The 8,308-nt window shown below is 39.3% G+C and carries 7 protein-coding genes; 1 reads left to right on the top strand and 6 read right to left on the bottom strand.

Going from position 1 to position 8,308, the window contains the following annotated elements:
• On the top strand, window positions 1-2,058 hold a 2,058-nt coding region (locus K1X56_10480), incomplete at its 5' end, for a SpoIIE family protein phosphatase (GenBank protein MBX7095140.1).
• On the opposite strand, the gene K1X56_10475 is transcribed toward K1X56_10480, so the two are convergent.
• The 6 genes from K1X56_10475 to mltG all read right to left on the bottom strand — a co-directional run bounded on the left by K1X56_10475 (window position 2,051) and on the right by mltG (window position 8,306).
• The gene (locus K1X56_10475) at window positions 2,051-2,467 is read right to left on the bottom strand and encodes a hypothetical protein (GenBank protein ID MBX7095139.1); all 417 of its coding nucleotides are present in this window, start codon (window positions 2,465-2,467) and stop codon (window positions 2,051-2,053) included. The two genes, K1X56_10480 and K1X56_10475, sit on opposite strands and share 8 nt — an antisense overlap.
• Window positions 2,464-4,701: a TonB-dependent receptor gene (locus K1X56_10470; protein MBX7095138.1), complete on the bottom strand. Its 2,238-nt coding sequence runs from the start codon at window positions 4,699-4,701 to the stop codon at window positions 2,464-2,466. The genes K1X56_10475 and K1X56_10470 overlap by 4 nt, the downstream gene beginning before the upstream one ends.
• Window positions 4,702-4,739: 38 nt before the next feature.
• Window positions 4,740-5,162: a hypothetical protein gene (locus K1X56_10465; GenBank protein ID MBX7095137.1), complete on the bottom strand. Its 423-nt coding sequence runs from the start codon at window positions 5,160-5,162 to the stop codon at window positions 4,740-4,742.
• A 60-nt stretch (window positions 5,163-5,222) separates the two neighbouring features.
• Entirely contained in the window at window positions 5,223-5,717 is a 495-nt protein-coding gene (locus K1X56_10460; protein MBX7095136.1) for a hypothetical protein, read from the bottom strand.
• A gap of 80 nt (window positions 5,718-5,797) precedes the next feature.
• Window positions 5,798-7,204, bottom strand: a complete 1,407-nt coding sequence (locus K1X56_10455) for a phosphoglucomutase/phosphomannomutase family protein (protein ID MBX7095135.1) — start codon at window positions 7,202-7,204, stop codon at window positions 5,798-5,800.
• 67 nt (window positions 7,205-7,271) lie between these two features.
• Window positions 7,272-8,306: an endolytic transglycosylase MltG gene (mltG, locus tag K1X56_10450; GenBank protein MBX7095134.1), complete on the bottom strand. Its 1,035-nt coding sequence runs from the start codon at window positions 8,304-8,306 to the stop codon at window positions 7,272-7,274.
• Window positions 8,307-8,308 lie beyond the last annotated feature (2 nt).

Here is an 8,308-nt window from a genome sequence, read left to right as displayed (position 1 = left end):
GAACAAAATTATACCCATGAAAATATTTTGTGCCTCGAAAAGTCGGGACAAAAATTATGGTTCGGTACCTGGGGTGGTGGATTGAACTATTTTGATTTAGAAAAACAACAATTCAATAAAACACCACTGGATGATGAAAACAGTGATTTATCGAATAGCAATATTTTAGATATTGAGGTAGATAAAGACGGTAAGTTATGGATTGCCACCATGCGTGGATTAAACTATTACGATCCGGAAAAGGATTCCATTCATTCCTGGACCACCGAAGAAGGATTGCCGCACAATTTTCTGTATTGTCTTAAAGTGGACCATGAAAACAATGTTTGGATTGGATCGAATGGAGGAGGATTGGCGAAATACAATCGCAAGAGCGGAAAGTTTGATCAATGGTTAAAAGGAGGGAAAAACACTCTTGCCAACAATACCATTCATTGCATTGCAGAAGATACCAAAGGGAATTTATGGTTGGGGACCAAAAACGGATTATCGAAATTTGAGCCCAAGAAAAATCAGTTTACCACCTTCACCGAATCGGATGGACTAAGTAATAATTTTATTGTCGGAATTTTATTCGATCGCACGGGAACACTATGGTTAAGCACCTACAATGGATTAACCAAATTCGATCCGAATAAAAAAAATGGCGATGAATACGATAACCGTAAATATTTCGCCATTGATGGTTTACAGGGCGATGAATTCAATCAGAATGCCTATTTCCAAACTTCAGACGGAGAATTCTTTTTTGGGGGGACATTAGGATTCAACCATTTTTATCCGAGTTCAATTGTCGACAACCCCTACATCCCTCCGGTAGTCATAACATCGTTTAAAGTGGCAGGTAAAGAGTTTTCGCTCGACTCCTCCGTGATATACACCCGATTTATTCAATTAAGCTATAAGAAGAATTTCTTTTCGTTTGAGTTTGCATCGCTCGACTATGTGCTTCCGGAGAAAATACTGTACAGCTATAAAATGGAAGGACTCGATGAAGACTGGTCGGTTCCTTCAACCCGAAATTTCGCATCCTACACCGACCTTCAGGGTGGTGACTATACATTTAGAGTAAAAGCTACCAATAATGATGGGGTTTGGAATGAAGAAGGAGTTTCTATTCAAATTCGTGTTATTCCACCTTTCTATAAAACAAAATGGTTTTATTCATTAACCGTATTTATCACCATACTTCTTGTATTCATTTTTGTACGAGTGCGAATTGCAAGCATTAAAAAAGAGAAGAAGCGCCTGGAAGATATGGTTGCTTTACGCACGCGTGAATTGGCAGAGAAGAATCAGGACATTATGGCTTCGATTCAATATGCAAAACGAATTCAGGATTCGCTTTTACCGGAGCGTACGGTAATTTCAGAACACCTTCCGGAATCATTTATTTTATACCGGCCTAAAGATATTGTAAGCGGCGATTTTTACTGGTTTGCTGCCGTTGAAAACAAAGTTTTAATTGCATCGGTAGATTGTACCGGACATGGCGTTCCAGGTGCGTTTATGAGCATGATTGGTCACAATTTATTAAACCAGATCATCCTCGAAAAACACATTCTGGATCCGGCAGAAATTTTAGAACATTTACGCATCGGCGTTCGTTCTGCGCTGAAGCAGGAGGGCAGGGCAGTGGATTCGCAGGATGGAATGGATTTGGCTTTAGTTTCTTATGATAAACAAAGCAGAGAATTAAAATATGCTGGAGCGTTTCGTCCGGTTATTATTATCCGCAAAGGATCTTTAGAAAAAATTGACGGCATTAAAACACCAATTGGAATGACCCGAGCAGATGCAATGCTACCTTACGAAACACATGTTCGTCAGTTGCACATTGGCGATTCCTTCTATTTATATTCCGATGGATTTGTAGATCAGTTTGGAGGACCAAATGGTAAAAAATTCATGGCTAAAAACCTGCATTCCCTATTACTGGAAATTTGCGATCAGCCAATGGAAAAACAACAAAACCTGCTCACAGAATCCTTCGAAAAATGGACAGGCACACTGGAGCAGGTAGATGATGTTTTGGTAATTGGTGTACGGGTTATATAACCGTGAACGTCAAACTTAGCTGAGTAATATTTCCATCTCTGTCAACAATTGAGAAAACCCATTTTTCAGTCCCGGCCTGATTTCTCATGATCAATTGCAAATCCTTTTCATAATAATTGTATTCTGCTGAATTCAATAAATAATTATAAAAAGTAGTAGTAGTACTTGCTCCATCATAGGCATAGGAAGCATTATAACTTTTCAGATCATCCTCTGTTTTTGTCGCTTTTATTCCTACCAAAATAGTATCGCCTTGTGCAACCGTTGCATTGGCGCTGGTATACCCAACATCCGTTTTAAACACAACATTTGGTGGAATACGGGCATCCTTGTTTTTCCGGCAGGAACTTAAACCGAAAAAAGAGATCAGGATAATTCCAAAAATTAAGGGTTTGAAAATCGTTTTCATTTAAATGAAATTTTAAAATTGATATTGATGTTTCGTCCGATATTATAAATACCGAAATATTTAAATCGCGATAAGTGATCGTAATAAACCTGATTGCTTAGGTTATTACCTACAATGGAAATCCGGTATTCTTTATTCCCCTTTTCGAAGCTAAATCCTCCACCGGCATTAATTAAAAAATAATCGCCTGTAGAAGTTTCAAATGCACCGGGGTGATTTTGTTCCAAAACATAATTTCCGCCTCCCCGAATAAACCAGGATCTTTTCTTTTCCTTATTTTCCGATTTATAGCTGATGGCAGAACCAAATTTTCCTGCAGGAATAAAGGGCAGGTATTCGCCATTGGCTATTTCGCCGCGGACAATGGAATAATTGTTTTCGAATTGGAATCCTTTCCATTGATGGGGATGAAGAATAAGGTTCGCCTCGGTTCCATATAAAAAGGCATCATTCTGAACATAATTAAATATTTGAAATCCGAGATACTCTGAATTGGTTGGAGCGAGATAGATGTAATTTAAAAAGCGATTATAAAATCCGCTCCCGCTGATGGTAACATGTTTGTTTTGATAGGAAGCAAAAAGATCTGCGCAAAGGTTTTGTTCTATGTTTAAATTGATATTTCCAATTTCATAGCGAACAGTTCCTTCATGTAAACCGTTCGAAGAAAACTCAGCGAGATTGGCAGAACGATATCCGGTGGTAAGGTTTGCTTTTACATTCCAATGCTTTTCATCAAACAAACTTAATCCGAGCGCTCCGTTGAGCGACGATAACCAACGACTGAACGGATGAATATCGTTTCCTGGTCCACCATTCGCCACATTTAATCCCAGTGTAGGTAAGGATTCAATAAAGCGTGCATCATATCGTATTCCACCTTCCAGCGATACATATTCGTATAAGGTCTTCCAGTACCCATAAATGGATGATTCAAACAAATTTGCATCGGGAATAATCATCCGTGAACCAAAATTCCGGTTGGTCTGAAAAAAATCCTGGGTCCCCACGCTTAGTTCCGAACGACCGATGTTCTTGGTCCAAATCGCATTCAGCGTGGAAGTATTCATCATCATATCAAGACTAATCTTATTTCCTCCTTCTTGTTCCTGTCGATTATTCACCTGGAATCCGGCATTAATGCGCAGGGTGGAGTGGGGAAGTGTGATGTAATTATTGGATGAAAAAACATTGAGGAAAACAGTATGATGCGGACGATCAAAACTCCTGCTGTTGCGTGGATCCGGTGTATCGTATAATTGAATGGTATCCATTAAGAATCCGTAATTCGACCAGGAGAAAAAATAGTGATTCTGACTCACCCATGATTTTCGTTTTATCCCTAAAGATGCTTTTGCAAAATATCCACCATACCGTGAATTCAAAATGCGGGTAGCGTTTCCATCCTTATAATCGGCATGCGATTCGGTACCTAAACGAATTCTCCAGGAAAGTTTTTCGGTCGATTTTTTTATTCCTGCATCCAATGAATAACCATTCGTATTGGAAAAGAATTTCGAATTCACATCACCCGTGGTGCGACCAACAGGAGATGGTTTTTCCTCAATAATATGAATAACGCCACCCATCGCTTCTGAACCATATAACAATGAAGCAGCGCCTTTAATCACCTCCACGCGGTCAATCCCAAAATCATTTAATCCCATTCCATGCTCATCCTGCCATTGCTGGTTATCGAAGCGGAGTCCCAACATCACCGTTTGAATGCGGTTTCCATACAATCCGCGAATAACAGGTTTGGAAATACCCGCACCGGTGGTGAGTTGAGAAATCCCCGGAATTTTGGCTATACCATCACTCAGATTTATTGCTCCATTTTCCTGCATGGTTCTGGCGCTAATGGGCTGGATGGTGTTCGGACTTTCTTTGCTGGAGGAGGAACTGTGACCGAACACGACCACTTCGGGAACTACAACAGTGCGAGGCTCCAAATAAATGTTCAGGTTAAGCTCCGATGGAAATTCAACCTTTATAATTTTTGTTGCATAACCAATGGCAGAAACGCTCAATAAGAATTTCCCTTTGGGAGCATTCTTTATTTCAAAATCGCCATTAACAGCAGATACAGCTCCAATATTTAAATCCGATAAATAAAGATTGGCCCCGGCGATGGGTACTCCCGTGCTATCTTCTAATACCGTGCCTTTAATATTGAATTGAGCACCTGCTATTAATGGAAATAAAATTCCAACAACTACAAAGAAGCTTTTCATAAAAAAGAAGGAGAAGAGATAAACTCTCTCTATTTTAATTAAGCAGCTTTATAGTGGTATTCGTAAACATCCCCATTACTTTGGGTTTGTTTCCACCAAATCTCTTTGTTTTTTACACGAAGCAAACGGTAAACCTGAATGACATTATTGGAATCGGTAAAGAAAATATCGTCTTTATCTTCTCCGAGTTTCCATGTTCCAGTAACAGTGAATCCATTGGACACAAAACTGAATGTGTCATCTTTTTTAATCGATAATTTGTAATCGGATCCCAAAGAAGCCTGTGCGGTTGTCGTTGCATCGGTTCCATTGATTGAAAAGGACTCTAACACCCAATCACCCACCAAACGGTGTTTTATGGTATGGATGGAAAACATTCCTCCATCTTCAAATTTTACACAAGAAGAAAATATAACGGATAAAAATAGCACCATCGAAATGGCCTTGAACATTGTTTTCATTTAAAAGGATTTAGTATTTGAACATTAAAGATTTAATCCCATAGGGATTCTGCTAACGATTCAAATACCATCCGGAGGCGAGTAGGGGAGATTCAAAAGGTGAAAGGAATACAGATGGTTTAAATCTGTATTCATCTTTTGATTTGCCGTTAAGGGAGAAAAATGGATGCGTGTGGGCGATTGATAAAATGAAAAGACCACTATGCCACTTTTTTTCTTTTTTTCTTCGGTTATTCTTTTTCGGATTTTATTGAACTTTTTTACCAGGACTTTTTGTAGAGGATCATGTTTGCAATGCCAAATAATGGTACCACCTTTCATTTCAAATCCCTCCACATCATAAAACTCACTCTGATAAATGAATTCATTTTTTCCTTTTTGCCACTGGAGTTTATGGGATTGAAAGAAGCGAAATGAAATTTTTTGCAGGTTGATTTCTTTATTTTCCTTCATTTTGGAATAGTGGACATTCACCGAAAAATTCTCCAGTATATGGCCCATCCAGAATGGAAGAGAAATCACAACAATCAGCGCTATGGCAATTCGATTTCGCACGCCTAAAAATAAGCAGTACAAAGCACAATTAAGAAATTGGACTTATAAAAATGATGAAAGAGCTGAAATGAAGGCTATAATCAGGCTAAAATCACCTTTTTTACCTCATCCAAAATAGCAAAAGCCCCTTTGCGGTCGGCCGATTCGGCATACACGCGCAAAACAGGTTCGGTGCCCGATGGACGAATCATTACCCATTCATCGTTTCCAAAATAGTATTTGGTTCCATCAATCGATTCCACCTTTTCCACCTTGTATTTACCAAAATTCGACCAGCCACCGTTTTCCATTTGGCGGATGATGTTTTGTTTTACTTCTTCCTTTAAATGTAAATCGCTGCGTTCGAAAGCAAAACTTCCGGTAATCTGGTATACTTCGGCAATTAAATCATCCAGCGTTTTTCCGCTTTTCGCCATGAATTCCCAAATCACTAATCCCATCCAGATTCCATCGCGCTCAGGAATGTGACCGGTAATGGCAATTCCGCCGGATTCTTCTCCGCCCACCAAAATATCCTGCTCCACCATAATATCAGCAATGTACTTGAAACCGATTTTTACTACTTCAGAATCGAGACCATAATGATCACACATTTTTTTCACTCGTGGTGTAGTAGAAAATGCGGTAACCACTTTACTTTTTTGTCCTTTGTATTTCACGAGATAGTGAATCAATAACAAAATGATATGATGCGAATCCACAAACTCACCGCGTGAATTGTATAATCCAATCCGGTCTGCATCTCCATCCGTTGCTAAACCGCAATCAATTTTACCGCTTGCCTGAATTAATTTCGAAAACTCCTGAAGGTTTTTATCGATCGGTTCAGGGGCTTGTCCCATAAACGAAGGATTATAATCGCAATGCAATAATTGTGTTTCAGGAAGAATGCGGGGAATGACGCGTTGACCGGCACCGTACATGGCATCATAGGCGAAATTCAAACCTGATTTTCGGATAGCGTTTAAATCGAAATTTTTCTCAATATGAGAAACATAATTATCTTCCAGCGGAACCCATTCAACTTTACCTGCAGCTACAAGTTCATCAATGGTCACCGCTTCCAGATCAATTGGATTTTTATCGGGAATGATATCCTCAATTTCCTGAACTTTTTTCGGAGATAGTGGTCCACCGAATTCACTTTTCAATTTATAACCGTTATAGGAAGGGGGATTGTGACTCGCCGTTAAAATTACGCCAATGGATGCGCCGTAATGCTTCGTTCCCAATGAAACCATCGGGGTTGAAACAAAACCTTTGGAAAGGAGGACATGAATACCTTTGGAAGCAAAAACTTTCGCTGCAGTTTCGGCAAACAATTCACCGGCAAAGCGACAATCGTGACCCACAACTACTTTTTTAGTTTTGTTGTTTGCAATAATCCAATCGGCAGTGGCAATGGTTACCCTTGCTACATTTTCTACTGTAAAATCTTTAGCAATAATTGCTCTCCAACCGTCAGTTCCAAACTTAATTTTATTCATGTGATGTATTTTAATCTTTTTAAAAATAATCAATTAAACATAAAAATTGCGATCCGAATCGTACGAATTAACGAATCCCTTCCTTATCGAGCCAGGACCGGTATTCGCGGGCGTATTCTTCATGTTGCGCCAATGTTTTAGAAAAGTTATGGTAACCTTCGTAACCCGGTTTGGCACACATGTAGATGTAATCGTTTTTCTCTGCATTTAACACGGCATCAATCGATGAAATATCCGGAACATTGATCGGACCGGGGGGGAGTCCCTTGTACTTATAGGTGTTATAAGGCGAATCAGTTTCCAGGTGTTTATTCAATACCCTTCTCAAGTTAAAATCGCCCACAGCAAAAACCACGGTTGGATCGGATTGCAATAAAATTCCGCTTTTTAAACGGTTTAAATAAAGACCTGCTATGCGTGGACGCTCCTCGGAGTGGCGGGTTTGTTCGGCTTGAACAATGGAGGCTAAAATGGTAATTTCACTTTGTGATAATCCCAATTTTTTTGCTTTTGCCACACGATCAGCATTCCAGAATTTCTTGTAATTTTTTGCAATCACCTGAATAAATTCACCTGCATCCGTGGCCCAGTCCATTTTATACGTATTGGGAATAAACATAGTGACAAAGGTGTACTTATTAAACCCGTATTTATCAATGGTGTCATTATTCAAAAATGCATTCACCAGCGATAAAGAATCAGCTTCAATATAGCGGGCAACCTTTCCGGCAATTTGTTCGATGGTTCTAACATTGTTAAACGTAACCTCCACTTCAAGTCTCCCATTTCCTGCACGAAGGTGATTCACTAAATCATTATTGCTCCAGCCGTTTTTAATTTCATATTTACCGGGCACAACATTTTTTCCTTTATAATTTTTCTTCTCGGCCACCCAACGAAAAGAAGCCTCATCAGAAATCAGATGATGTTCATTTAAAATGGCAACAACCTCCTCTAAATCTGAACCTGTGGGAATAAATAAATAGGTTTTTCCATTTTCAACCACCACATTGCTCTTATAGGTTTTCCCATAAATATTCCAGGCATAATAACCACCGGCAGCAAGCACTACCAATACAACAATCAGAATTATTTTTTTCATGA

The organism is Flavobacteriales bacterium (genome assembly GCA_019694795.1).
In the GTDB taxonomy this organism is placed as follows: domain Bacteria; phylum Bacteroidota; class Bacteroidia; order Flavobacteriales_D; family UBA2798; genus UBA2798.
The sequence above is the reverse complement of the archived record's forward strand: the minus strand, read 5'-3'. Positions and strand labels throughout refer to the sequence as shown.

Bases quoted from the DNA above. Each gene is read 5' to 3' on its own strand.
- K1X56_10465 (MBX7095137.1), bottom strand. From the start codon at position 5,162: ATGAAAACAATGTTCAAGGCCATTTCGATGGTGCTATTTTTATCCGTT.
- mltG (MBX7095134.1), bottom strand. From the start codon at position 8,306: ATGAAAAAAATAATTCTGATTGTTGTATTGGTAGTGCTTGCTGCCGGT.
- K1X56_10470 (MBX7095138.1), bottom strand. From the start codon at position 4,701: ATGAAAAGCTTCTTTGTAGTTGTTGGAATTTTATTTCCATTAATAGCA.
- K1X56_10475 (MBX7095139.1), bottom strand. From the start codon at position 2,467: ATGAAAACGATTTTCAAACCCTTAATTTTTGGAATTATCCTGATCTCT.
- K1X56_10455 (MBX7095135.1), bottom strand. From the start codon at position 7,204: ATGAATAAAATTAAGTTTGGAACTGACGGTTGGAGAGCAATTATTGCT.